This is a genomic window from Pseudonocardia adelaidensis, from assembly GCF_039543345.1.
In the GTDB taxonomy this organism is placed as follows: Bacteria; Actinomycetota; Actinomycetes; order Mycobacteriales; family Pseudonocardiaceae; genus Pseudonocardia; species Pseudonocardia adelaidensis.
In genome coordinates this window covers 172,838-194,717 of record NZ_BAABJO010000005.1, presented here as the reverse complement: position 1 = coordinate 194,717, position 21,880 = coordinate 172,838, and the positions used below count along the sequence as shown (strand labels likewise).

Below are 21,880 nucleotides of genomic sequence, written 5' to 3'. Positions count from 1 at the left end.
GCCCGCCATCCTTCCGGAGACCTCGTGCCTACCGCCATGATCGGCGGGTGCCCCTCCCCACCTCCGCACCGACCCTCACCGACGGCGTGGTCACGCTCCGCGCCCACACGGCGGCCGACCTCGACGCCCTCGTGGTGCTCGCCCGCGACCCGGAGACCGTCCGCTGGACGAGCATCCCGGAGCCGTACGAGCAGGCCGACGCGCGCCGGTGGGTCGAGGTGACCGTGCCGGCCGGGTGGCGCGAGGGCACCGCGGCCCGCTGGGTGGTGGAGGAGGACGGGGGGTTCGCCGGCCAGGTGGACGTGCACCTCGGTGCGCCCCCGTTCGTCGGCTACGGGCTGCTCGCGGCGGCGCGGGGGCGCGGGCTGATGTCCAGGGCGCTGCGGCTGGCGGCTCACTGGGCGTTCACGCAGGCCGATGCGCCGGTGCTGCACTGGTGGGCGCAGGCGGGCAACCTCGCGTCCTGGCGGGTGGCGCACGCGTGCGGCTTCACGTTCGAGGGCACGCGGCGGCGGGCCGTGCGCCGGTCCGGCGAGCTCGTCGACGGCTGGTTCGCCTCGCTGATGCCGGACGAGGAGATGGCGCCGCGCACCACGTGGTGGCCGCTGCCCGAGCTGCGGGGGGAACACGTCCGGCTGCGCCCGCACACCGACGCGGACCTGCCGCGGATCGCCGAGGCCTGCTCCGATGCCCGAACCCGCCACTGGATGCCGGCGCTCCCGCACCCCTACACCGTCGAGTCGGCGCGCGCGTTCGTCCTCGGCTGCCGACTCGCCGAGTCACTCGGGCAGAAGGTCACGTGGGCGGTGGCCGACCGGGACGACGACCGGCTGCTCGCGAACGTCTCCGTCTTCCGGCTCGACGACGATCTGAACCCGACGGGTGGCGAGATCGAGTACTGGGCGCACCCGGACGCCCGTGGCCGCGGCGTCGTCGGCGAGGCGGTCGACCTCGTCGTCGCACACGCGTTCGCGCCCCGCGAGGAGGGTGGGCTGGGCCGCCACCGGTTGCAGATCGGCGCCTCGCGGGACAACACCGCGAGCCGGCACGTGGCCGAGCGGGCCGGCTTCACCCTGGTCGGGGAGGTGCACCAGGACGCCGTCGTCGGCGTCGGCGCGGACCGCACGCTCGACGACGGCGTCTGGTACGAGCTGCTCACTTCCCGCCGGGGTTGAGCGTGACCTGGACGGGTGCGTAACCCGCGCCGACCGTGTCGACGCCCTCGGCCTTGAGCACGTCGAGGGCCTGCTGCACGTAGGTGTTGGTGTGGGCCTCGGCGTCGGGGTCGCGGGTTAGCACGGTCTGCCCGTCGGCGTTGACGGCGGTGCGCGCCACCCGGACGGTCTGGGCCCACGCGGCCTCGTCGATCACGCCGGCGCCGGCGGGTGACGGCCAGATCAGCTTGTTCACCTCGTTGACCTGCCACAGCTGGTGGCTGGCGCCGAGGGTGGACCCGGCGGCCACCACCATGTCCCGGCAGGACTCGACGTTGTCGCGGCAGTAGGCCCAGCCCTTGATCGACCCGGCGATGAACTTGCTGGTGAGGTCCTGGTAGGCCGGGTCCTGCAGCCGGTCGGTGCTCGCCCAGATCGCGTCCTGCAGCATGGCGGTGCCGGCCTCGTTCCAGTCGATGACCGAGAAGTCGCTCGGCTGGTAGAGCCCGCCGGTGGCGGGGTTGGTGGCCTCCAGCACCTGCGCGTACTCGTTGTAGGACATGGCCTGCGCGGCGTCGATCTCACCGGAGAGCAGCGCCTGCATGTCGAACTGCTGCTGCACCAGCGTGACGTCCGAGGCCGGGGTGAGCCCGGCGTTCGTCATGCCGGCGAACAGCTCGAACTCGTTGCCGAAGCCCCAGTTGCCGACCTTCTTGCCCTTGAGGTCGGCGGCCGTCCTGATCCCCTTGTCCGCGAAGGACACCTGGTAGGTGCCGGAGCGCTGGAAGATCTGCGCGACGTCGGTGATACCCGCGCCCTGTTCCCGCGATGCGAGGGCCTTGGGCACCCAGGCGATCGCGAAGTCGGCCTGGCCCTGCGCGAGCACGGTCTGCGGGACGATGTCGACCCCGCCCTCCAGGATCTGCACGTCCAGGCCGCGTTCGGAGTAGAAGCCCTGCTGGACGGCGGCGATGTAGCCGGCGAACTGGCCCTGGGTGAACCACTGCAGCTGCAGCTTGACCGGCTTCGGACCGTCACCCGCCGGGGCGCTGCTGCTGCCGCCCTGGGGCGTGACGCTGCAGGCGGTGGCCGCCACGAGCAACGCGGCTGCCAGTGCGAGGCGACGGATGGCGGAGCGAGGCATGGGGACCTCCGGGTTCAGGCGGTGCGACCGCGGGTCACCAGGCGCTCGACCAGCAGCCCGGCCAGGTGGAACAGCAGCCCCAGTGCGATCGAGGCGGCGACGAAGGCCCACGCGCGGGCGTAGGCGGTGCTGGCGGCGGCCGCGGTGATCCGGCTGCCCAGCCCGTTCTGCAGGCCGCCGAAGTACTCGGCGACGATCGACGCGATCACCGACGCGGGGGCCGCGAGCCGCAGCCCCGTCATGATGTAGGGCACCGCGCCGGGCAGCCGCACGAACCGGGCGTGCTGCCACGGGGTGGCGGCGAGCGCCGTCATGAGCTCGGCGTGCACCGGCTGCACCTGCCGCAGCCCGCGGGCGGTCGCGACGAAGACCGGCACCGTGACCACGACCGTCACGACGAGCCGGCGCGGGATCTCGGTGGCCGAGCCGAACATCGTGGTGAACACCGGCGCCAGCGCGACGATCGGCACGGCGCTCGCGGCCAGCACGACCGGGGTGGCCAGCTCGCCGAAGATCCGCGACCCGGCGGCCAGCAGCGCCAGCGCGACGCCCGCGACGAACCCGGCCACCAGCCCGACGATGGCGTTGCCGCCGGTCACCGCGGCCGTGGAGAGGATCACGGTGAACTGGGCGACGACCTGCTCGGCGATCGCGCTCGGCGTCGGCAGCAGGAACGCCGGCACCCGGGCCAGCCGGACCACCAGCTCCCACAGGACGAGCAGCCCGGCCCCGAACGCGACCGGCGGCCACACGTTCCCGAACCCGCGCGGGCCCCGCCGCGGGCCGGCGTCGACCCCGGGCGCACCCGGCACCGCCCGCGTCACGGGTGCCCCTTGCGCAGCGCCTCGCGCACCGTCGTGATCGCCGTGAAGAACGCGCTCGACTCGCGGACGTCGTCGACGTCCGCGTCGGCGCCCGGCCGTTCGCCCTTGACGATCTCGGTGATCCGGCCGGGTCGCGGCGACATCACGACGACGCGGTCGGACAGCACGACCGCCTCGGGTATCGAGTGCGTGACGAACAGGACGGCGGCCTCGGTCTCGCGCGCGATGCGCAGCAGCTCCGCCTGCATCCGCTCGCGGGTCATCTCGTCGAGCGCGCCGAACGGCTCGTCCATCAGCAGCAGCCGCGGGCTGGGCGCGAGCGCCCGGGCGATCGCCACGCGCTGCTGCATGCCCCCGGACAGCTCGCTCGGCCGCGACCCCGCGAACTCCTCCAGCCCGACCAGCTCCAGCAGCTCGGCGGCCCTCGCCCGGCGCTCCGCCTTGTCGACCCCGTGGACGTGCAGCGGCAGCTCGACGTTCTCGACCACGTTGCGCCACTCCAGGAGGCCTGCCTGCTGGAAGGCGATCCCGTAGTCCTGGTCCAGCCGGGCCTGGTGCGGCGTCTTCCCGCCGACGAGCACGCTGCCCGACGTGGGCTGCTCCAGATCGGCCACCACGCGCAACAGGGTGGACTTGCCGCACCCGGAGGGCCCGATGAGCGAGACGAACTCGCCGGTGGCGAGCTCGAGGTCGATGCCGTCGAGCGCGTGGACCGCATGATCACCGTCACCGAAGCGCTTCTGCAGGCCGGCGAGCAGCACGGCGGTCATCGGACGCTCCCCCGGTAGCGGCGCAGGCCGAGGTCGAGCAGGCCCACCGCGCCCGCCGCGACGAGCCCGAGCACGGCGGCGCCGAGGATGGCGGTGTAGAGGCGGGAGGGGTCGCCGGTGGCCGACCGCGCGTACTCGATGATCAGGCGGCCGATCCCGCCGCGGGTGCCGGTGGAGATCTCCGCGACGATCGCCCCCACGACCGCCGCCGCGGCCGCCAGCCGCACCGCGGGGAGCAGGAACGGCACGGAGGAGGGCAGTCGCAGCCGCAGCAGCGTGGTCCACCAGCCGGCGGCGAGGGTCCGGAACAGCTCGACGTCGGCCTTCGCGGGCGCGTTCAGTCCCCGGAGCATGCCGACCGCGATCGGGAAGAACGCCAGGTAGGACGAGATCACCATGACGCTCGCCCAGGGCTGCCAGGCCCAGCCCATGATCGCGATCTTGCCGCCCCAGCCCACGACGAGCGGGGCGATCGCGATCAGCGGCACGGTCTGCGACGCGACGACGTACGGCAGCGCCGCCCGCTCCAGCAGCGCGAACCGCTGCATCGCCAGTGCCAGCACCATCCCGAGCACACCGCCGAGCACCAGCCCGCCCAGCGCGAGCGCGAGGCTGAACAGCGCCCCGGACGCGACGGCCGCCCCGACCGTCCGCGCATCGGCCGCACCGGCCACCTCCGGCTCGGCGAGCCGCCCGAGCACCGTCCAGACGTGCGGCATGGCCGAGTCGTCGGTGCGGGGCAGGATGCGGGTGTCGCCGACCAGCACGCCGTCGCCGGGCAGCACGAGCTTGGCCAGCTCCCACAGCACCACCAGCAGCGCGAACGCCACCACGGCAGCGCCGACCGTGCGCGCCCGACCGACCATCCCGCGCTCCCCTCGGACCGGGTGATCCTCTGAGCAGGGGATGACCGTAGCGTTACGAACGCGTTCCCAGTAGGGCATGCGGCCGGCCCGCGCGCCCCGATTCGGGCGGCGCCACCCGTCGACCGGTAGCGCGGGCCCACCCGGGTAGCGCGGGCCCCCACGCGGTGCGTGACCCGGTGGCGCGCACCGGCACCGGTGGCGCGAGGCGACCCGGGGTGCGCGAGGTGCGGCCCGGCCTCAGCCGGTCGTGCCGGACCGCGTCCAGCCGTCCGGGAGGCCCTCGACGGTGGCCTCGCCGCCGGTGGCGGTGATGTCCGCGGTGGCCCCACCGAGCCGCAGCTGCCGCAGCCGCAGCCGCCCCCATCGCGGCGGCACGTGCGGCGCCACCGTGAGCGTCCGCCGCGGGACGTCCGGCTGCAGCCCGAGGAACGCCCGCACCAGCAGCAACGGGGCCGCGGCCGCCCACGCCTGCGGGGAGCAGGACGTGGGGTAGGGCACCGGAGGGCTGAAATCGGCGCGGGAGAAGCCGCAGAACAGCTCCGGCAGTCGCCCCCCGAACGCGGCCGCGGCGTCGAGCAGCCCGTCCGCGAGCCGCTGGGCGAGCGCCACCGCACCGGGGACGTGCGCGTAGCGCAAGAGGCCGGCGATGGCGATCGCGGTGTCGTGCGGCCAGACCGACCCGTTGTGGTAGCTCATCGGGTTGTAGGCGCCCATCGACGTGGCGAGGGTGCGCAGGCCGAACCCGCTGTCCATCTCCGGTTCCGCCAGCCGCCCGACCAGCGCGGCAGCGTGCTCGTCGGTGGCGATACCCGACCACAGGCAGTGCGCTGCGTTGCTGGTCAGCGCATCGACCGGCGCCTTGTCCCCGTCCAGCGCCACGGCGTACCAGCCGCGGTCGGCGAGCCAGAACGCCTCGGCGAACCGCTTGCGCAGCTCCTCGGCCCGCGAGCGGTGTGCCACGGCGGCGGCCGGGTCGTCGAACGCCTCGGCGAGCTCGGCCAGCGCGAGGCGCGCGGCGTAGGCGTAGCCCTGCACCTCGCACAGGGCGACCGGCCCTTCGGCGAGCCGGCCGCGGGCGTCGTTGATCCCGTCCAAGCTGTCCTTCCAGCCCTGGTTGACCAGCCCGCGGTCGGTGGCGCGCCGGTACTCGACGAACCCGTCGCCGTCGCGGTCGCCGTACTCGTCCATCCACCGCACCGCCGCCTCGGCCGCGGGGAGCACGGCGCGCACCTTCGCCTCGTCGGCGCCCCAGCGGCGGCACTCGGCGAGCAGCACCACGAAGAGCGGGGTGGCGTCCGCCGTGCCGTAGTAGTGGTTGCCGCCGAGCACGCTCGCGCTGTCCGGGCCCATCCGCATCTCGTGCAGGATCCGGCCCGGCTCCTCCTCGGTGAGCGGGTCCACCGCCCGTCCCTGCAGCTCGGCGAGCGTCTGCAGCGTGCCGAGCGCGAGCCCGACTTCCAGCGGGAGCGCCATCCACGCGGTGAGCAGGCTGTCCCGCCCGAACAGCGTCATGAACCACGGGGCGCCCGCGGCGACGAACGGCCGTCCGCCGCGGGCGGGGTCGTGGATCTGGAGCGCGCCGAGGTCGCTCTCGGTGCGCCGCAGCACCGCGGTGAGCGCCGGGTCATCGACCTCGACCTCGGTGCTGGCGCTGCGCCACGCCTCGATCTTGCGGGCCGGGCCGGTGCGCTCGGCGCGCTCGCCGCGCCGGAACTGGGGCTCCACCAGCCGGCCGGCGAGGGTCGGCTGCACCATGATCTCGGTGGTCCAGCGCCCGCCCGCGGGCACGACCACCCGCCAGGTCAGGGCACCCGGCACGACCGCGGGCTCCGCGGATGCGCTCACCGAGAGGCCGCGGATCCCGTCGGAGCGGTCGCGCAGGAGCAGCTCGGTGCCGGCCACCGTCGCGTCCGCCCCGCCGTGCGCCGCCCGGCCCTCCTTGACGGCGAACAGGTCGGCGAAGTCGGCCTCGACCCGCAGCTCGAGGCCGACCGCGGTGGCCTCCCGACCCAGGTTCTCGCACGTGATCGTCTCCCGCAGGCCGTCGCCGACGAGCCGCTCGCGCACCACCAGCAGCGTGCTGTCGGCGTGCCCCGCCTTCGGCGGACGGCGCAGGACGAAGCGCGCCGTGAACGCCTCGGGCGTGATCACCGACAGCGCGTGCGGCGCCCGGCCGTCCAGCCGCAGCTCCCACCGCGACAGCATCCGGGCGTCGCGGAAGAAGAACCCGTGCGTGGTGCCGGAGCGGACGTCGCCCGCGCCGTCGGAGAGGCAGAACGTGCTCCCCTCGACGAGGGCGACGGTGCCGCCCGCATCGGTGATCAGCGCCGGCTCACCGGCGTTGAGGGCGGTGGGCGCCTCGGTCACGACGGACCACCGGAGACCGGGAGCGCGGGGCCCTCGTGGTCACCGCGGTCGGTGAGGGCGGATTCCATCGCCGTGTCGAGCGCGGTGTCGATATCCGCGTAGTCGCGGCGCAGCAGGTCGAGGGAGCTGCGCACCCCGGCCGCGGTCGCCCGCTCGGCGCCGAGCGCACTGCGGTAGGCGTTCTCGTACCCGGCGGCGAGCCCGTCGACGTCGAAGCGCTCGGCGACGTGGCGCCTGCAGGCGGCCGGCGAGATCGCCCGCACGTCGTGGAGTGCCTGCGGCAGGTCGGCGGGGTCGTCGCGCACGATGCCGGTGACGCCGTGGACGACGACCTCGGGGACCGCACCGGCACGCAGGGCCACCACCGGGGTTCCGCACGCCATCGCCTCGATCATCACCATCCCGAACGGCTCCTCCCACCGGATCGGGAACAGCAGGCAGCGCGCGGAGGCGAGCAGCTTCCGCTTCGCCGTGGCGTCGGCGACGCCGAAGACGTGGTCGCGGTCGGTCAGCCGGGGCCGGACCTCGCGCTCGAAGTACTCCTTCTCGATCGGCTCCGCGCACTTGCCGGCGAGCACGAGGCGCAGGCCCGCGGCGTGCGCGGCGTCCAGCGCCAGGTGCGGGGCCTTGTCCGGGTGGAAGCGGCCGAGGAAGAGCGCGTAGTCGTCCTTGCGCTCCAGGAACGGCCAGTCGGCCAGCCGCAGGGCGTTGTGCACGGTGGCCGTCCAGTGCAGCTCGGGGGCGAGCGCGCGCTGCCGGTCGCTGATGGCAACCAGGTGCACGTCGTCGCCCAGCTCCCGGTAATAGGCGCGCAGGTCGTCGTCCACGGGGCCGTGGACGGTGACGACGGTGGGCAGACCCAGCGCGGCGTAGGCGGGGGCGTTGAGCGGGCCGGCGAGGGTGTGGTCGTGCACGACGTCGACGGAGCCGGTGAGGGCGAGGCGCTCCACGGCACGGCGGGCGGCGACCGCGTGCATGACCTCGGGGTACGGCTCGCCGAGGCGCTCGGGCACGGTGCGCGGCCACACCGGGACGAAGCGGGCGTCCGTGCCCGGCTTCCCCGCCCCGACGACGGTGACGGTGTGCCCGCGCCCGACCAGGGCGTCGGCGAGGTCGGCGACCACCGCCTCGACACCGCCGTACGCGGCGGGCGGGACGTCGAAGTAGGGCGGGGCGACCAGTGCGACCCGCAGGGGGCGGGCGGCGGAGTGGGAACGATCGAGGGCGGCACCAGTGGACGACACCCGGTTCAAGGCTTCCTCCCGAATCTTCCGGAACCGGATCGGTTAGCACTCTCTGAGCAAGAGTGCTAACAACCGTCCCCCTCCCCGATCAAGGTGATCCACCCCACTGGTCAGCGCGGCATCCGCCGCCACAGCGCGCGGGGGGCGTGGCGCAGCACCGCGAAGATCGGCCGCAGCACCGCCGGCACCCACACCTCGTCCCGGCCCCTGTGCAGGGCGGCGACCGTGGCCTCGGCGACCTGGTCCGGGGTGGACGAGAACGGGGCCGGGGTCATGCCCACGGTCATCCGGCCGATCACGAACCCGGGCCGGACCAGCACCAACCGGACGCCGCTGCCGTGCAGGGAGTCGGCGAGCCCGCTCGCGAACCCGTCGAGACCCGCCTTCGCCGAGCCGTACACGAAGTTGGCCCGCCGCACCCGCGACCCGGCGACGGAGGAGAACACGACCAGCGTGCCCGCGCCCTGCTCGCGCAGGATCGCGGCGAGGTGCAGCAGCACGGCGACGTGCGCGACGTAGTCGGTGTGCACGATCTCCACGGCGTGCGCGGGGTCGCGCTCGGCGCGCGCCTGGTCGCCGAGGACCCCGAACGCGACCACCACGACGTCGAGGCGCCCGTGCCTGCGGACCACGTCCAGCAACACGCCGCGGTGGCCGTCCAGGGCGTCGGCGTCGAACTCGACGCGGTCGACGGCCGCCGCTCCGGCCTCGCGCACGAGCTTCTCCTCGGCGTCCAGATCGGCGCTGCGCCGGGCGGCGAGCACCACGGTGTTCCCCGCGGCGAGCCGGTGGGCCACCGCGAGCCCGATCTCGCTGCGTCCGCCGAGCACCAGGACGGTCTCTCCCATCCGCCGAGCCTGGCACACGCCCCGCCGGACCGGCCGGAGATACTGGTCGCCATGCGTGCCGCGGTGCTGGGGAGTCCGGTTGCACACTCGTTGTCGCCGGTGCTGCATTCCGCCGCGTACGCGGCGCTCGGGCTCGCCGACTGGCACTACGGCGCGCACGAGTGCGACGAGAACGGCCTGGAGGGGTTCGTCGCCGGGCTGGGGCCGGAGTGGGCGGGCCTGTCGCTCACGATGCCGCTGAAGCGGGTGGCGCTCGACGTCGCGCGGGAGGTCTCCCCGCTGGTCGTCGCGACCGGCGCGGCCAACACCCTCGTGCTCACCGACGGCCGGCGCTACGCGGACAACACCGACGTCGCGGGCCTCGTCGCGGCCCTGCGCGGCGCCGGGGCGCCGCCTGCCGGGCGCGCGGTCGTGCTCGGCGCGGGTGGCACCGCGCAGGCCACGCTCGCGGCCCTGGCCCAGCTCGGGATCCGCGACGTCGACGTGCTGGTGCGCTCCACGGCGCGGACCGGCGAGCTGCGCGCCGCCGCCGGGCGGCTCGGCGTCTCACCCGGGATCACCGACGACCTCCTCGACCCCGCCCGCGTGCGGGCCGCCCTCGCCCGGGCCGACGTGGTGGTGTCCACGCTCCCGAAGGGCGCCGCCGACGGGCTCACCGGGGTGCGGCCCGGCGCCGTGGTGCTCGACGTGGTGTACGCGCCGTGGCCCACCGCGTTCGCGGCGGCCGCCGGGGCGGCGGGGGCGCGCGTCGTCAGCGGGCTGGAGATGCTGCTGCACCAGGCCGTGGCGCAGGTGGAGCTGATGACGGGCCGGACGCCGCCGGTCGCGGCCATGCGCGACGCCCTCGACGCCGCGGTCGCGGCGCGCGCTTGAGAATGTGTTCGACAAGCGCGGAGCGGGCCGCCCAGGCAGCCGGGACCTGCAGGATCACCGGCGTCTGCGGCCCACGTGCGGGCTTCTCGAACACATTCGAGGTTACGATCCGCCCCATGGAGGGCAGGCGGGGCACCAACCTGCCACGCGTCGCCGACTTCAACCAGGCCGTGATCCTCGACGCCGTCCGGCACGCCCCCGACGGCCTGTCCCGGGTGGAGCTCGCCGAGCTCACCGGCCTCTCGGCGCAGGCGGTCTCCAACATCACGCGCAGGCTGCTGGACCGCGAGCTCATCACGGAGGCGGGCACGCTCCCCGCCGGCCGGGGCAAACCGCGCACACTGCTGCAGCTGCACCCGACCGGGCACTTCGCGATCGGCGTGCACGTCGACCCGACGGTCACCACGGTCGCCCTGCTCGACCTCGTGGGCGACGTCGTGGCGTCGGTCCGCACCCTGCCCGCCTCGGCGGCGTCCCCGCCGGAGCTGGTCGCCGCGATCACGCAGGCGGCCGCCGGGCTGGTCGCGTCCACCGGGGTCGACGCGGGCCGCGTCCTGGGCCTGGGCATCGCCGCACCGGGCCCGTTCGACCCGGGGACGGGCGTCGTGCTGGAGCCGCCGCTGCTGCCGGACTGGTCCCGGGTCGGCCTGCGCGAGCTGCTGCAGGAGGCCACCGGGTACCCGGTGGTGCTGCACAAGGATGCGGCTGCCGCGGCGCTGGCGGAGCGGTGGCGCGGGGCGGCCACCGCGCTCACGGACTTCGTGTTCGTCTACCTGGGCACCGGGCTCGGCGCGGGGCTCGTGACCGGCGGCGAGCTGCTCGGCGGGAGCACGAACAACGCGGGCGAGATCGGCCACCTGATCGTCGACGCCGACGGGCCGGCCTGCCGCTGCGGCCAGCGCGGCTGCGTCGGCGTCGCCTGCATGCCGCGCACGCTGGTGGCCCAGGCCGCCGACGCGGGCCTGCTCCCCCGGCCCGCACCCGGCGCGGGAGACCGCGAGATCGACGAGCACTTGACGGCGTTGTGCGAGACGGCCGCCTCCCGGCCCATCCTGGAGCGGAGCGCGTCCCGGCTGGCGCGCGGCGCGGCCACGATCTCCAACCTGCTCGACGTGCGCGCCGTCGTGTTCGGCGGGCCGATCTGGGACCGGGTCGCGGGCGTCTTCCTCCCGATCCTGCGCGACACGCTGCTCACCACCACCGAGGCCCGGCACGTGCACCCGGTCGCGGCGCTGGGCAGCTCGCTCGGGCCCGATGTCGGCGCGATCGGCGCCGGGTGCCTCGTGCTCGAGCACTCCTTCTCCACCCGGCCGTCCACGCTGCTGCTCGAACCGCGGGACGATCAGGTCGCCGCCGCCACCTGATCCCGCCGGTGCACGGTCACCACGTAGTCGCCGCCGTCGTACGGGTCGCGCTCCCACGTGGCGAACCGGTCGGCCGGTTCGGCTCCCGCGGCCGCGCACCACCGGTCGTAGTCGTCCGGGGTGGGCCAGCCGGGCCGCAACCGGAAGCCCGCGACGAGCCGGCCGCCGGGCGCGAGGTGCGACACGCACGCCGCCACCGCCCGGGCCCGCCGCTCGGGCACCACGTACGGAACCACGTTGCCGGCGAGCACCACCACGTCGAAGCGCTCCGGGCGGTCGAGGTCGGCGAGGTCCGCGGTGACCCACTCCAGCTCGGGCGCCTTCGCCCGGGCCGCGGCGATCATGTCGGGGTCGGCGTCCACGCCGCGCACGGCGATCCCCCGCCGGGCCAGCTCGATCGCGACGCGCCCGGTGCCGCACCCGGCGTCGAGGACCGTGGCCGGTGCGAAGGAGGCGACCAGGTCGGCCTCGGCGTGCGGGTTCTGCCCCGCCTCGGCCAGCCGCCGGAAGCGCTCGTCGTACTGCTCGGGGTCCTCCTGCGCGCGCCAGCTCCGCCAGTCCTCGGGAAGGCCGGACATGGCACGAGGCTAGTGCTTCCGACGGCCGGCCGGGGCGTGCCTGCGGTCTGGGAGATCCGGCTCGATCTCCTGCTCGGTGCCGGCCCCCGCCCGAGTACCAGGGGAACACGGCCCGGGCACCGGAGGTTGACCTGGTCGTGAAGGTGGAGATCTGGTCCGACGTCGTGTGTCCGTGGTGTGCGGTCGGCAAGCACCGCTTCGAGAAGGCCCTCTCCCGGTTCGACCATCGCGACGAGGTCGAGGTGAGCTACCACAGCTTCGAACTCGACTCCGAGGCACCGCACGAGCAGGAGGGCGACCTCCACGAGCACCTCGCCACCAAGTACGGCATGTCCCGCGCCGAGGCCGAGGCCAAGCACCGGCAGATGACCGAGATGGCCGCCGCCGACGGCTGGGACTTCCACTTCGGGCGGGCCCGCCGCGGCAACACCTTCGACGCCCACCGGCTCCTGCACCTGGCCGCCGAACGCGGCGTGCAGGACGCGGTGAAGGAGCGCCTGTTCCGCGGCTACTTCACCGACGGCGAGCACATCGCCGACCACGCCACGCTCGTGCGGCTGGGCGCCGAGGCCGGCCTCGACGCCGACGAGGCCCGCGCCGTCCTGGCCTCCGACCGCTACGCCGACGCCGTGCGGGCCGACGAGCGGCAGGCCCAAGCGTACGGGATCACGGCCGTGCCGTTCTTCGTGGTCGACCGCAGGTACGGCGTGGCGGGCGCCCAGCCGCCGGAAGCGCTGCTGCAGGTCCTCGACACGGCGTGGGCCGAGGCCCACCCGCTACAGGTCCTCACCCCCGCCGGCGACGAGGCCTGCGCCGACGGCTCCTGCAGCGTCTGACCAGAGTGCGATCACCTCAGGGGCGCCCGGCCGTCACCGGTGTTCCTCCGTCGCGCGGGCGGTTCCGGCGGCCAGGCTCTCCCGCTCGTGTCGCCTGCCGACCACCAGTACCACGATCCCGGCCATCACCATGAACGCGGCGACGACGAACATGCCCGCCTTGTTGTTGCCGGTCAGGTCGCGCAGGAACCCGGTCAGGTACGGGCCGGCGAAGCCGCCGATGTTGCCGAACGAGTTGATCAGCGCGATGCCCGCGGCGGCCCCCACACCGGTCAGGAACGTGCTGGGCAGCTGCCAGAACACCGGGATCGCCGTGTTGACCCCGACGGCGCAGAGCGTCATCGCGGCGATCACGAGGTAGGGCGAGTCCATGAACAGCGCCACCGCGACGCCTGCCGCGCCCACGAACGCCGGGACCGCCACGTGCAGCCTGCGCTCGCCGGTGCGGTCCGAGTGCCGGGCGTTGATCACCATGACGACGCACGCGACGGCGTACGGAATCGCCGTGATCAACCCGATCTGAGCGATCGAGAACTTGATCCCGAACTGCTCCTGCAGGTCCGACACGACCTGCGGCAGGAAGAACGCCAGCACGTAGGAGCCGAACACGATCCCGAAGTAGACGAACGACAGCCCGACGACGCGCGAGTCGCGCAGCCCCTCCCGCAGCCCGGTGGTGTGCGGGACCTGCGCCTCGTCCTCGGCGGTGATCTGCTTCTCCAGGGCATCGCGCTCCTCGCCCGAGAGCCACTTCGCCTTGTGCGGCCGGTCGGGCAGCAGGAGGAGGACCACGATGCCGACCAGGATCGAGGGCAGGCCCTCGACGAAGAACATGAACCGCCAGCCCTCCTCGAAGCCCCACGCGCCGTCGCCGTGCTGGATCAGCAGCGTCGAGATCGGGCCACCCACAACCGACGACACCGGCACGGCCAGGAAGAACAGCGCCACCATCTTGGCCCGCTGCACGCGGGGGAACCAGTAGGTGAGGTAGAGGATGATCCCCGGGAAGAAGCCGGCCTCGGCCACACCGAGCAGGAACCGCATGATGTAGAAGCTGATCTCGCCCTGCACGAACGCGGTGGCCGATGCGATGATCCCCCACGTCACCATGATCCGGGCGATCCAGAGCCGGGCCCCGACCTTGTGCATGATGACGTTGCTCGGCACCTCGAAGAAGAAGTAGCCGATGAAGAACAGCCCGGCGCCGAGGCCGTACGCCGCCGCCGACAGCCCAAGGTCGCCGTTCATCGTGAGCGCGGCGAACCCGACGTTCGTCCGGTCGACGTAGTTCAGGAGGTAGCAGAAGCCGAGGAACGGCAACAGCCGCCACATGGCCTTCCGCACGGCCCCCTGTACCACCCCGCTCTGCACGGTTCCCGCGTCGGCCATCGCTCCTCCTCGAGCACATCAGAGGACTACACCTAACCGTCCGCCCGGCTCGAGATCAACACCGATTTCGCACGCGGACGAACGGCACTCTCGTCGCACAGGTTGGGACGAAAATGCCGTTCGCGCAGTGTGGGATCAGTCGCGGCGGCCTCGGCCCGCCGTGGCGAAGCCCCGGTCGCGGCGGATGTTCGTGCGCCGGCCCTTCAGCGTGGTGCCGCCGCGAAGGCTGCGCAGCACGTCGTCGGCGGCGTGCTCGGGGATCTCCACCAGCGCGTGCCGCTCGTGGATCTGGATCGCGCCGATGTCGCGCCCGGACAGGCTCGACTCGTTGGCCAGTGCGCCCACGATGTCCTGCGGCCGCACGCCGCTCGACCGGCCCGCGTTGACGAACAGGCGCGTGGTGCCCGCCTTCGGGGGGCGGGTGCCTGCGGCGCCGCCGCGGCCCCGGGGCTCGCGGCGCTCGCCGGACCGCGGCGTGACGACCGGGATGTCCTCGGCGTCGTCCGGCGCACCGGTGGCCACCTGCAGGAGCCGGACCGCGGCCGCGGCGACGTCCACCGGGTCGAACTCGGCGGTGAGCCCGGCGAGCATCTCGCGGACCCCGTCGCCGGACTCCTCGTCGAGCAGGTCACCGCGCAGGTCCTCCACCAGCCGCTCGCGCAGGGCGACGGAGGTGCGCTCCAGCCGCGCCGCGCGCAGGTCGGCGGCCGTCGGCACCGGGGCGAACTCGATCGGCTGGCCGGTGAGCCGCTCGACGGCGCGCATCGCGTGCACCTTCGCCGGCGGCACGAGCGTGATCGCCACGCCCTCGCGCCCGGCCCGGCCGACCCGGCCGATCCGGTGCACGTACGCCTCCGACGACTGCGGCACGTCGTGGTTGACCACGTGCGTGAGCAGGTCGATGTCCAGGCCGCGGGCCGCCACGTCGGTGGCGACGAGCAGCTCGGTGCGCCCGCTGCGCAGCCGCTCGACCACGCGCGTGCGGTGCTCCTGGTCCATGCCGCCGTGCAGCGCCTCGGCCCGCAGGCCGCGGGCGGTGAGCGTCTCGGTGACGGCGTCGACGTCCAGCCGGGTGCGGCAGAACACGATCGCCGCCGTGGGCCGCTCCGCCTCCAGCACGCGGCCGAGCGCGGCCGTGGTGTGGCTGCGCGGCACCAGGTAGGCGGTCTGGCGCACCTTCGGGGCCTCGCCCTCGGGCACGGCCTCGCGCCGGATCCGGACGGTGACCGGCTCCCGCAGGTACTTCTGGGCGAGCGTCTCGATGCGCCGCGGCATGGTGGCCGAGAACAGGACGGCCTGCCGGGTGTCCGGGGTGGCGTCGAGCAGGGTCTCGATGTCCTCGACGAAGCCCATGTCGAGCATCTCGTCGGCCTCGTCGAGCACGACGGTCTCGAGCTCGTCGAGCCGCAGCGCGCCGCGGTTCAGGAGGTCGATCGCGCGGCCGGGCGTGGCCACGACGATGTCGACGCCCTGCTGGAGCGCCCGCCACTGCGGGCCGACGGGCGCGCCGCCGTACACGGTGACGACGCGTGCGCGCAGGCCGCGCCCGTAGCGGGTGACGGCCTCGGCCACCTGCAGCGCGAGCTCCCGGGTGGGGGCGAGGACGAGCCCGAACGGCGCGTCCCCCCTGGACTGCTCGGGCCGCTGCTGGGCGAGGCGCTCCAGCATCGGGAGCGCGAAGGCGGCGGTCTTGCCGGTGCCGGTGGCGGCCTGGCCGAGCAGGTCACGGCCCTCGACCAGCGGCGCGATCGACTGGGCCTGGATGGGACTGGGGTGCTGGTAGCCCAGCTCCTCGACCTCGCGCAGCAGCTCGTCGCGCAGCGGGAGGTCGGAGAAGCGGGGTACGTCGAGCTGGTGCTCGTTCTCGATCAAGAATCGTCTTCCGTCGCAGGGACGGGAGCACCGACGGCGCTCCCGCGGGATGAGCCCGCGGGGCCGTCGGCACGATCACTACCCGGCCGGTGCGGTCTCAGGTGGTCCAACACACCACCGACCACACATAGTCCCAGGTGACCGCGATCACGCGCACACCGCCCTACCGCAACGCGGGGAGCACGTCCTTCTCCCACGCCGTGAAGAACCCCTCCATGTCGTGGCCCATCTGCGAGACGTACACCTCGTCGGCGCCGGCGTCGGCGTACTGGCGGACCTGGGTGACCTGCGCGTCGACGTCGTCGCCGCACGCCACCGACCCGGCGATCATCTCCGGCGTCACGAGCGTCTGGGCGTCCATGAAGTCGCGCGGCCGCGGCAACGTCTGGGAGAGCTGGCCGGGCACGCCCTGGTTGCCCCAGGTGCGGTGCGCGATGTCGAGGGCCCGCTCGGCGTCGCGGTCCCAGCACACCTTCGTGCCCGCCTGCACCGGCTTCCCCGCGCCGCCCGCCTCGCGGAACACCCGGATGAGGTCGGCGTCGGGCATCGTCGTGATGTACCCGTCGCCGATCCGGCCGGCCAGCTCGGTGGCCTGCGGGCCGAACCCGGACACGTAGATCGGCACGGTCTCGGCGGGCAGCGTGTAGATCCGCGCGTCCTGCACCTCGTAGTACGTGCCGTGGTAGCTGATCTCCTCGCCCGCGTGCAGCTTCCGGATGACGTCGAGCGCCTCTTCCAGCATCTCCAGCCGCACGCCGACGGAGGGCCACTGGTCACCCAGTATGTGCTCGTTGAGCGCCTCCCCGCTCCCGACGCCCAGCACGAACCGGCCGTCCAGCTGCACGGCGGCGGTCGCGGCGGCCTGGGCGATGATCGCGGGGTGGATCCGGAACGTCGGGCACGTCACCGCGGTCGTGACCGGCAGCGACGTCGCCTGTGACAGCGCGCCGATCACACCCCACACGAACGGGCTCTGGCCCTGCTCGTCGTTCCACGGGTGGAAGTGGTCGGAGATCCACAGCCGCTCGAAGCCGGCAGCCTCGGCCCGTTTGGCCTGGTCGATGAGCTCCTTCGGGCCGAACTGCTCGCAGGACAGGAAGTAGCCGATGCTCGCCATGTCCTGTGCGGTACCCGCGATCCGGGCCGATCACCCCGCCACGGGGTCGTGAGTGGATACGGGTGCCGGAGCACCCGTATCCACTCACGGCCCGCTATCGCTTGTCGCCCCCGGCGAGGCCCGCCCGGCGCAGGGCGTCGGCCATCGCGCTGTTCGTCGGCGCGGGCGCGCCCTGACGCTGCCCGCCGCCCTTGCGGTCGCCCCCGCGCTGCTCCCGGCGGTCGCCGCCGCCCTTCTGGCCGCGCGGCCCGCCCTTCTGGTCCCGGGGCCCGCGGTTCTGCTCGCGCCCGCCGCGGTTCTGCTCGCGCGGCCCACGCTGCCGCGCGCCGCCGCCTGCCTCGTCGTCGAGCCGGAGCGTGAGCGAGATGCGCTTGCGCGCCTCGTCGACCTCGAGGACCTTGACGCGCACGACGTCGCCGGACTTCACGACGTCGCGCGGGTCGGACACGAACCGGTCGGACATCGCGGAGACGTGGACGAGGCCGTCCTGGTGCACACCGACGTCGACGAACGCGCCGAACGCGGCCACGTTCGTGACCACGCCTTCGAGGAGCATCCCCGGCTTCAGGTCAGCGATCTTGTGGACGCCCTCGGCGAACGTGGCGGTGCGGAACGCCGGGCGCGGGTCGCGGCCGGGCTTCTCCAGCTCGGCGAGGATGTCGGTGACGGTCGGCAGCCCGAACTGCGCGTCGACGAAGTCCTGCGGCCTGAGTGATTTGATCTTCTGGGTGTTGCCGATCAGCGCGTCGATGTCGGTCTTCGCGCGGGCCAGGATCCGGTGTACCACCGGGTAGGCCTCCGGGTGCACGCCGGAGACGTCGAGCGGGTCGTCGCCGCCGCGGATGCGCAGGAAGCCCGCGCACTGCTCGAACGCCTTCGGGCCGAGCCGCGGGACGTCCGCGAGCGCGGTGCGGGTGCGGAACGGGCCGTTCGCGTCGCGGTGCTGCACGATCTGTGCGGCGAGGCCCTCCGTGATGCCGGAGACGCGGCGCAGCAGCGGCACCGACGCGGTGTTGACGTCGACCCCGACCGCGTTCACGCAGTCCTCGACCACGGCGTCCAGCGAGCGCGACAGCGCCGACTCGGCGAGGTCGTGCTGGTACTGCCCCACGCCGATCGACTTCGGGTCGATCTTCACCAGCTCGGCGAGCGGGTCCTGCAGCCTGCGCGCGATCGAGACGGCGCCGCGCAGCGACACGTCGAGGTCGGGCAGCTCGGCCGACGCGAAGGCCGATGCGGAGTACACCGATGCCCCGGCCTCGCTGACCATGACCTTCGTGAGCTTGAGTCCGGGGTTGTGCGCCACGAGCTCACCGGCGAGCTTGTCCGTCTCGCGGGACGCCGTGCCGTTGCCGATCGCGATCAGATCGACGGAGTGGGCGGTGGCCAGCTTCGTGAGCTTCGCGAGCGCGCCGTTCCAGTCGTTGCGAGGGGCGTGCGGGTAGACCGTGTCGGTGGCCACGACCTTGCCGGTGGCGTCGACGATCGCGACCTTCACGCCGGTGCGCAGGCCCGGGTCGAGGCCCATCGTGGTGCGGCTGCCGGCGGGCGCGGCGAGCAGCAGGTCGCGCAGGTTCGACGCGAAAACCTTGATCGCGCCCTCCTCGGCCACCGTGCGCAGCCGCACCCGGATGTCGATCGACAGGTGCAGCAGGATCCGGGTGCGCCAGGCCCACCGCACCGCGTCGGAGAGCCACTTGTCCGCAGGCCGGCCCTCGTCGCGGATCCCGAACGCGGCCGCGATCGTGCGCTCGTAGTCGGTGACGATGCCCGGCTCGATGGGCTCGGACTCCGGTTCGATGGCGACGTCGAGCACCTCCTCCTTCTCCCCGCGGAAGGCCGCGAGGATCCGGTGCGACGGCAGCTTGGTGAACGGCTCGGAGAAGTCGAAGTAGTCGGCGAACTTCGCGGCGGCCACATCGTTGGGCGCCGACTTCCCCTCCCGCACCTTCGTGACGAGCCGCCCGCGCGTCCACATGCGCTCGCGCAGGCCGCCGATGAGGTCGGCGTCCTCGGCGAACCGTTCGACGAGGATGGCCCGGGCGCCCTCCAGCGCGGCGGCGGCGTCGGCGACCTGCTCGTTCAGGTAGCCCTCCGCGAGCGCGTCCGGGTCCTGCGTCGGGTCGGCGAGCAGCGTGTCGGCGAGCGGCTCGAGGCCGTTCTCCCGCGCGATCATGGCCTTGGTGCGCCGCTTGGGCTTGTACGGCAGGTAGATGTCCTCCAGCCGCGCCTTCGACTCGGCGGCCATGATCCGCGCCTCGAGGGCTTCGTCCAACTTGCCCTGCTTGCGGATCTCGTCGAGGACGACGGTGCGCCGTTCCTCCAGCTCGCGCAGGTACCGCAGCCGCTCCTCGAGGGTGCGCAGCTGCGCGTCGTCGAGGGCGCCGGTGGCTTCCTTGCGGTACCGGGCGATGAACGGCACCGTGGCGCCGCCGTCCAGCAGGTCGACCGCGGCCGTCACCTGGTGCGGTCGCACACCGAGCTCGTCGGCGATGCGGTTCGGGATCGAGTGGGGCTGCGGCGGCCCGGACTGCTGCGGGGTCGAGAGCGACGTGCTGGTCACCCCCACATCGTCCCGGGTCGCGCGTAGCGCCGACCGTGGGGGCCCGGTTCGCCCGACGAGCGGCACGCTCGTCCGACGGGGCGCGACGATCGTGCCGGTCGTACGGTCAGCGGCGCGACCCGAGCTCCTGCTCGATCAGCGTCGCCGCGTGCGCCGTGCCGCCTTCCTCGCGCAGCTCGCGACGGATCTCCGCGCTGCGCGCGGCGACCTCCGCCGAGCCGGTGAGCTCCAGCAGCGCAGCGCGCAGCTCGCCGGCCGTGACCGACTCCGAGTCGACCCGGCGGGCGACCCCGGCCGCGACCAGTGCGTCGGCGTTCCCGAACTGGTCGACGGCCTGCGGCGCGGCGATCATCGGCGTGCCGGTCCACAGGCCCTCGACGGAGCCGCCCATCCCGGCGTGCGTGAGGAACGCGTCGGCCTGCTCCAGGATGGCCAGCTGGGGCACCCAGGGGTGCACCTCGACGGACGCCAGGACCTCGCCGAGCACGGCGGGATCGACGTGCTTGCCGACCTGCAGGACGACGTGCCAACCGGGCAGGTCGCCGAACGCCGCGATGCAGCGGCGGTAGAAGTCCGGGTGGTCGGTGAACGCGGACCCCAGGGAGACCAGGAGCACCTTCTCGGCGTCGGCGGGCCGGACCCACTCCCCCTGCGCGGGGCGCGGCGCCAGGCAGGGCCCGACGAACGTGAACACCGGGCCCACCCGGTCGGCGTTCGGCTGCAGGACCCGCGGGATCAGCACGAGCCCGCGCTCGGGCCGCCCCATGAACATCTCGTCGGGCGGCATCCCGTTGTCCACGAGCCAGTCGATCAGCGTGCGGTAGTAGTCGGCACCGCGCGGGTCGGCCTTCCACCCGTCGTTGATCGGCCGCATGTCCTCCTCGTAGCCCTCCCAGGCCACGTACGTCGGCGACAGCTGGATCACCGGGATGCCCCACCGGGTGGCCAGGATCCAGGCGGCGCCGCCTGCGATGTCGTACAGGAACAGGTCGGGCCGGTCGCCGGAGTACGCGGTGCGCAGCTGCGGGAGCATCGCCATCGCGTCGTCGAGGAAGAGCCGCAGCGCGTCGATCGCGTCGCCGTTCCAGCCGTCCTCGCGGTGGAACGGCAGTGTCGAGCGGTACGGGACGAGCTCGGCGCCGGCGTCGCGCACCGTCTCGGCCCATGCGGCGTCGTTCGCGTAGGTGACGCGGTGCCCGCGGGCCACCAGCTCCCGGATGATCTCGAGGCTCGGGTTCACGTGCCCTGGCGCCGGGATGCTGACCATGGCGATGTGCGCCATCGGGCTCCTTCCACTGCAACGAGACGGTCCGTCTCGGCATCCGAGGGTGCACGAAGCGCGGCACCATGTCAAGACGATGCGTCTCGTCTCGCCTGGCTCTATGCTCGCCCGGTGCCCCCCGATCCCTCCCGGCGTAGCGAGCGCTCCCGCCGGGCGATCCTCACCGCGGCCACCGAGCTGATGCACGAGGTGGGCTACCGGAGGCTGACGATCGAGGCGATCGCGGCCCGCGCGGGCGTCGGCAAGCAGACCATCTACCGGTGGTGGCCGTCGAAGGGGGCCGTGGTGCTCGACGGCTTCCTCGCGTCCGTGAACGCGACCCCGGACGACCTCTCGCTCCCCGATACCGGCGACGTCGCCGCCGACCTCCGGGGCGTGGTGCGCGCGATCGTCGCCGAGCTCGCCGACCCGAAGCTCTCGGGCACGACCCGCGGCCTGATGATCGAGATGCAGGAGGACGCCGAGTTCGCCGGCATGGTGCTCGACCGCCTGCTCGGCCCCCAGCTCCGAGCCATCGCCGACCGGCTGCGCGCCGCCCAGCGGGCCGGGCAGCTGCGCGCCGACCTCGACCTGTCCGTGGCCGTCGAGCTGCTCGTCGGGCCGCTGTACCACCGGTGGCTGCTGCGTACGGCGCCGCTGACCGAGGACTACGCCGACACGGTGACGGACCTCGCCCTGCGCGCCCTCGTGCCCTGAGCCTGGACACGCAGCGTCGCGCATTCATCCGGCCGTGACACGGCGGACACGTGGGCTGCTCACGCTGCTCTCGTGTAGTCCGCACGCCTCGAC

Annotated in this window: 18 protein-coding genes; 5 read left to right on the top strand and 13 right to left on the bottom strand. The window is 73.8% G+C overall.

The genetic code is table 11. The features are described 5' to 3' along the window. Positions 1-47: 47 nt before the first annotated feature. On the top strand, positions 48-1,175 hold the full coding sequence (locus ABEA81_RS08380; protein WP_345604276.1) for a GNAT family N-acetyltransferase: 1,128 nt from the start codon (positions 48-50) through the stop codon (positions 1,173-1,175). On the opposite strand, the gene ABEA81_RS08375 is transcribed toward ABEA81_RS08380, so the two are convergent. From ABEA81_RS08375 to ABEA81_RS08345, 7 genes are all read right to left on the bottom strand, one after another. After that, the gene (locus tag ABEA81_RS08375; protein ID WP_345604275.1) at positions 1,156-2,298 is read right to left on the bottom strand and encodes an ABC transporter substrate-binding protein; all 1,143 of its coding nucleotides are present in this window, start codon (positions 2,296-2,298) and stop codon (positions 1,156-1,158) included. The genes ABEA81_RS08380 and ABEA81_RS08375 overlap by 20 nt on opposite strands. 14 nt (positions 2,299-2,312) lie before the next feature. Then, a complete protein-coding gene (locus ABEA81_RS08370; RefSeq protein WP_345604274.1) occupies positions 2,313-3,122 on the bottom strand; it encodes an ABC transporter permease in 810 nt (269 codons plus the stop codon). After that, the gene (locus ABEA81_RS08365) at positions 3,119-3,892 is read right to left on the bottom strand and encodes an ABC transporter ATP-binding protein (protein WP_345604273.1); all 774 of its coding nucleotides are present in this window, start codon (positions 3,890-3,892) and stop codon (positions 3,119-3,121) included. Before ABEA81_RS08365 ends, ABEA81_RS08370 begins: the two co-directional genes overlap by 4 nt. After that, positions 3,889-4,758 (bottom strand): ABC transporter permease, encoded by an 870-nt coding sequence (locus ABEA81_RS08360; protein ID WP_345604272.1) that lies wholly within the window; start codon positions 4,756-4,758, stop codon positions 3,889-3,891. The genes ABEA81_RS08365 and ABEA81_RS08360 overlap by 4 nt, the downstream gene beginning before the upstream one ends. A gap of 237 nt (positions 4,759-4,995) precedes the next feature. Beyond that, positions 4,996-7,125: an amylo-alpha-1,6-glucosidase gene (locus ABEA81_RS08355; protein ID WP_345604271.1), complete on the bottom strand. Its 2,130-nt coding sequence runs from the start codon at positions 7,123-7,125 to the stop codon at positions 4,996-4,998. Further along, positions 7,122-8,369 carry a glycosyltransferase family 4 protein gene (locus tag ABEA81_RS08350; protein ID WP_345604270.1) on the bottom strand — a complete coding sequence of 416 codons (1,248 nt, stop codon included), beginning with the start codon at positions 8,367-8,369 and terminating at the stop codon, positions 7,122-7,124. The genes ABEA81_RS08355 and ABEA81_RS08350 overlap by 4 nt, the downstream gene beginning before the upstream one ends. Positions 8,370-8,479: 110 nt before the next feature. Next, the gene (locus ABEA81_RS08345) at positions 8,480-9,217 is read right to left on the bottom strand and encodes an SDR family NAD(P)-dependent oxidoreductase (protein WP_345604269.1); all 738 of its coding nucleotides are present in this window, start codon (positions 9,215-9,217) and stop codon (positions 8,480-8,482) included. Positions 9,218-9,268: 51 nt separating this feature from the next. On the opposite strand from ABEA81_RS08345, the gene ABEA81_RS08340 reads away from it, so the two are divergent. Together ABEA81_RS08340 and ABEA81_RS08335 are read left to right on the top strand one after the other, a co-directional pair. Further along, the gene (locus tag ABEA81_RS08340) at positions 9,269-10,090 is read left to right on the top strand and encodes a shikimate dehydrogenase (RefSeq protein WP_345604268.1); all 822 of its coding nucleotides are present in this window, start codon (positions 9,269-9,271) and stop codon (positions 10,088-10,090) included. Between the two features lie 116 nt (positions 10,091-10,206). After that, on the top strand, positions 10,207-11,454 hold the full coding sequence (locus ABEA81_RS08335; RefSeq protein WP_345604267.1) for an ROK family transcriptional regulator: 1,248 nt from the start codon (positions 10,207-10,209) through the stop codon (positions 11,452-11,454). On the opposite strand, the gene ABEA81_RS08330 is transcribed toward ABEA81_RS08335, so the two are convergent. Beyond that, the gene (locus ABEA81_RS08330; protein WP_345604266.1) at positions 11,433-12,032 is read right to left on the bottom strand and encodes a class I SAM-dependent methyltransferase; all 600 of its coding nucleotides are present in this window, start codon (positions 12,030-12,032) and stop codon (positions 11,433-11,435) included. The two genes, ABEA81_RS08335 and ABEA81_RS08330, sit on opposite strands and share 22 nt — an antisense overlap. 137 nt (positions 12,033-12,169) lie before the next feature. Here ABEA81_RS08330 and ABEA81_RS08325 point away from each other — a divergent pair, with 137 nt between their 5' ends. After that, positions 12,170-12,868, top strand: a complete 699-nt coding sequence (locus ABEA81_RS08325) for a DsbA family oxidoreductase (protein ID WP_345604265.1) — start codon at positions 12,170-12,172, stop codon at positions 12,866-12,868. A 33-nt stretch (positions 12,869-12,901) separates the two neighbouring features. On the opposite strand, the gene ABEA81_RS08320 is transcribed toward ABEA81_RS08325, so the two are convergent. From ABEA81_RS08320 to ABEA81_RS08300, 5 genes are all read right to left on the bottom strand, one after another. Then, complete coding sequence (locus tag ABEA81_RS08320; RefSeq protein ID WP_345604264.1) at positions 12,902-14,257, bottom strand: MFS transporter; 1,356 nt, start codon at positions 14,255-14,257, stop codon at positions 12,902-12,904. 135 nt (positions 14,258-14,392) lie between these two features. Then, the gene (locus ABEA81_RS08315) at positions 14,393-16,129 is read right to left on the bottom strand and encodes a DEAD/DEAH box helicase (protein WP_345604263.1); all 1,737 of its coding nucleotides are present in this window, start codon (positions 16,127-16,129) and stop codon (positions 14,393-14,395) included. 163 nt (positions 16,130-16,292) lie between these two features. Beyond that, positions 16,293-17,246, bottom strand: coding sequence for a TIGR03557 family F420-dependent LLM class oxidoreductase (locus tag ABEA81_RS08310; RefSeq protein WP_345604262.1), 954 nt, complete (start codon positions 17,244-17,246; stop codon positions 16,293-16,295). A 94-nt stretch (positions 17,247-17,340) separates the two neighbouring features. Beyond that, positions 17,341-19,809: a Tex family protein gene (locus tag ABEA81_RS08305; protein WP_425570481.1), complete on the bottom strand. Its 2,469-nt coding sequence runs from the start codon at positions 19,807-19,809 to the stop codon at positions 17,341-17,343. Between the two features lie 106 nt (positions 19,810-19,915). Next, on the bottom strand, positions 19,916-21,091 hold the full coding sequence (locus tag ABEA81_RS08300) for a macrolide family glycosyltransferase (protein WP_345604261.1): 1,176 nt from the start codon (positions 21,089-21,091) through the stop codon (positions 19,916-19,918). 111 nt (positions 21,092-21,202) lie between these two features. Between ABEA81_RS08300 and ABEA81_RS08295 the strand changes: the two genes are divergently transcribed. Beyond that, positions 21,203-21,787, top strand: coding sequence for a TetR/AcrR family transcriptional regulator (locus ABEA81_RS08295; RefSeq protein ID WP_345604260.1), 585 nt, complete (start codon positions 21,203-21,205; stop codon positions 21,785-21,787). The last annotated feature ends 93 nt before the right edge of the window (positions 21,788-21,880 follow it).

Bases quoted from the DNA above. Each gene is read 5' to 3' on its own strand.
- ABEA81_RS08375 (WP_345604275.1), bottom strand. From the start codon at position 2,298: ATGCCTCGCTCCGCCATCCGTCGCCTCGCACTGGCAGCCGCGTTGCTC.
- ABEA81_RS08365 (WP_345604273.1), bottom strand. From the start codon at position 3,892: ATGACCGCCGTGCTGCTCGCCGGCCTGCAGAAGCGCTTCGGTGACGGT.
- ABEA81_RS08360 (WP_345604272.1), bottom strand. From the start codon at position 4,758: ATGGTCGGTCGGGCGCGCACGGTCGGCGCTGCCGTGGTGGCGTTCGCG.
- ABEA81_RS08345 (WP_345604269.1), bottom strand. From the start codon at position 9,217: ATGGGAGAGACCGTCCTGGTGCTCGGCGGACGCAGCGAGATCGGGCTC.
- ABEA81_RS08340 (WP_345604268.1), top strand. From the start codon at position 9,269: ATGCGTGCCGCGGTGCTGGGGAGTCCGGTTGCACACTCGTTGTCGCCG.
- ABEA81_RS08335 (WP_345604267.1), top strand. From the start codon at position 10,207: ATGGAGGGCAGGCGGGGCACCAACCTGCCACGCGTCGCCGACTTCAAC.
- ABEA81_RS08330 (WP_345604266.1), bottom strand. From the start codon at position 12,032: ATGTCCGGCCTTCCCGAGGACTGGCGGAGCTGGCGCGCGCAGGAGGAC.
- ABEA81_RS08320 (WP_345604264.1), bottom strand. From the start codon at position 14,257: ATGGCCGACGCGGGAACCGTGCAGAGCGGGGTGGTACAGGGGGCCGTG.
- ABEA81_RS08310 (WP_345604262.1), bottom strand. From the start codon at position 17,246: ATGGCGAGCATCGGCTACTTCCTGTCCTGCGAGCAGTTCGGCCCGAAG.
- ABEA81_RS08300 (WP_345604261.1), bottom strand. From the start codon at position 21,091: ATGGCGCACATCGCCATGGTCAGCATCCCGGCGCCAGGGCACGTGAAC.